Origin of the sequence: Acinetobacter sp. 243_ASPC, from assembly GCF_001054715.1 — a bacterium.
GTDB classification, from domain to species: domain Bacteria; phylum Pseudomonadota; class Gammaproteobacteria; order Pseudomonadales; family Moraxellaceae; genus Acinetobacter; species Acinetobacter soli.
In genome coordinates, this window is sequence record NZ_JVOR01000052.1 from 1 (window position 1) to 2,573 (window position 2,573).

At 36.6% G+C, this 2,573-nt stretch carries 3 protein-coding genes; all 3 read right to left on the reverse strand.

The window, feature by feature from the left end:
* Positions 1 to 174: 174 nt before the first annotated feature.
* The 3 genes from ADA42_RS05470 to ADA42_RS05480 are packed head-to-tail and all read right to left on the reverse strand — an operon-like array spanning position 175 to position 2,468.
* Entirely contained in the window at positions 175 to 654 is a 480-nt protein-coding gene (locus tag ADA42_RS05470; protein WP_025095459.1) for an OmpA family protein, read from the reverse strand.
* A gap of 17 nt (positions 655 to 671) precedes the next feature.
* A complete protein-coding gene (locus ADA42_RS05475; protein ID WP_004933164.1) occupies positions 672 to 1,889 on the reverse strand; it encodes a diguanylate cyclase domain-containing protein in 1,218 nt (405 codons plus the stop codon).
* Between the two features lie 3 nt (positions 1,890 to 1,892).
* Positions 1,893 to 2,468 (reverse strand): YfiR family protein, encoded by a 576-nt coding sequence (locus tag ADA42_RS05480; RefSeq protein WP_081407816.1) that lies wholly within the window; start codon positions 2,466 to 2,468, stop codon positions 1,893 to 1,895.
* Between the last annotated feature and the right edge of the window lie 105 nt (positions 2,469 to 2,573).

Sequence of the window (2,573 nt, forward strand, 5' to 3'; positions counted from 1 at the left end):
TTGGGACCAGGGGGTCGTAGGTTCGAATCCTACTGCTCCGACCATCTTTAAAAAATTAAAGATGTAAATAAAAAATCCGCTTTATTGCGGTTTTTTTACGTCTGTTGTTTTTATCATTTTATAAAGTTAATACAAAGCGGTATTTAACTTTGTATTAACTTATGAACAATTCGATTACGGCACAATAATAATCGCTACGCGTCGATTGGCTGCACGATTTGCTTCGGTGGTGTTAGGTAATAACGGTTGAGAAGCACCACGACCAATAGTTTGAATATTGCTACGCACAAAACCTTGCTCAACAAAAATAGTGGCTACGCTCTGAGCACGTGCTTGCGAGAGCTTGATGTTATAGTCAGTATTGCCAATATTATCTGTGTATCCCACCACTTTAAGTTTGTGTAAGCCATACTTATTGAGTTGATTGCTCAATCGCACCAATTCATTTCGATGGTTCGGATTGACTTCAGACTTGTCAAAATCAAAGAGTAAACGTTCAGGTAGGCCAAGTGTCCAGCCTTCCTCAGTTTGTACAAAACCTTCCTTTTTCAAAAGTTGAACTTGCTTGTACTTTAGCGGCCCGAAGCTTAGACAACCGGAAAGTACAAGACAAATGGCAGCTAAAATCGATATCTTAAACGGATGACTAAACATAATAAGGGGCCTATCGGTTAGGGGGTGTGGATACACCAATGATGATGGAGATGTTTTGCTTTATACATGGCCTGATCGGCTTGTGTGATCAGTTCCTCAGGAGTCGAGGCAAACTGGGAAAAAGCAATACCAATACTGAAACTGAAATAAATCTGATGCTCATTAAAACTGAGCGGTTTTTTGCAGCTTTCTAATAAGTGTTCGGCAATCGTAATCAGATGATCACGTTGATGCACAGATTCTAAAAGTATGGCGAATTCATCACCACCCAAACGCGCAATAAAATCATGCTGACGAATACGTGATTTTAAACGCTGGGCCATTTCGATTAAAACTGCATCGCCTGCCGGATGACCGTATTGATCGTTAATTCGCTTGAACTGATTATTATCGATAAAAATTAAAGCCGAATTTGAGCGTAAGCTCGGTTGCTCAAACAAATGTAACAGTTGACTATAAAAATAACTGCGATTCGGCAATGCGGTAAGATGATCATGCTTGGCTTCAAAAGACAATTGATGATTTTCATCTTGAAGATGTGTGTGCCAAGTTTGAATCTCATGTAAAAGTTGATTAAACACATCATTTAGATCTTGAAATTCTTTAATATTATTTTTTGGAAAGCGAAGGTTGTATGCCTTTTGATCGCTAACAATTTGTGCGGTTTGAGTCAGTGGTTGCATTGATTGCATGATATAGCGATAGGTGGAGTTGGTTGACCACCACAATGCAATAATCATAAATAACATGACCACTGCCAATCCAATTAAAATAGTAACAATAAATTGTAAAATACGCTCTGAACTTCCGTAGATGATCAGTTGTCCGACTTGCTGGTTATTATGAAAAATTTTAAGTTTTACTGGGTCTTTTAGAAAAACATGATCAAGTAAAACTTGTAATCTGGAATAGTAAGCTTTGCTCTTGGTGCTATTGGCTAATTGAATATTTTGATTGTCGAAAACCTCAATGCTTCGGATAGAGTGCTGTGATGTATATTCATTTAAAATTTGCGAAATTGTTTGTTGATCCCGAAAAACCACCGCAGGTTGTATACGCTCACTGACCGCTAGACTCAAAATATTTAAATTCTGTTTAGTATATGTTTCCATTGTAAAGGTAGAAATTGATACAAAGGTGAAACAACAGATAATTAAGGTAATCGCAAAAATCGTTGCTTGAGATCTGCGGAATACGCTATGCAATGAATTGGACTTATACAGCCGAGAAATCATAGCTTACTCCGCATTTTTGGCTAAAAGTAAAACGCGGGGATCTATACGAATTTGAGAGCGACTGAGCGTATCTAAATTAACTTTAAAAGTAGATTTCCCTTTTTGCTGATATAAACAAAAAATACTTCCAATTTCACAATCAATATTATTGGCACTAAAAGACAGTAATGAGTGGGATGGATAACTATTGATTAATGCTTCTTGCTGCGCAGGTGTTTGACTTGAAAAATAAACGGCCTGACATTGCGTCTTAACAAAACTAGCTGCAGGAATAGATTGGACTTTGTATCCATAAGTAGATTGTTTAATCTGTGTCTGGAAAATTCCCGCTGCTGCTGGGTTATCAATTACGCACAGTGTGGTATTGGTTCCTGTGGAGAGTTTGCTATAACTCATAATTGATAAAGTTAATGTATAGAAATTTTGAACAGGCGAAGCAAAAGACACTTCCATAGATAAGCATAGAAGTGTAAGTAAAAAGAACCTTAATATCACTTTGTGATACATTTCATGATTATCTTTAAAAATGTGAATTTTGTCTATTTTATCGAAAAATTCGAATAAAAAATAGCTGCTCATTTAAAATATTGAAGCAAATGGGTTAATAAGTAAACATTTGTTTGTTTTTTTATAAAAACAGGCTTGCAAGGGGTGAGAAATAGTGTAGAATGCACATCCATCGGC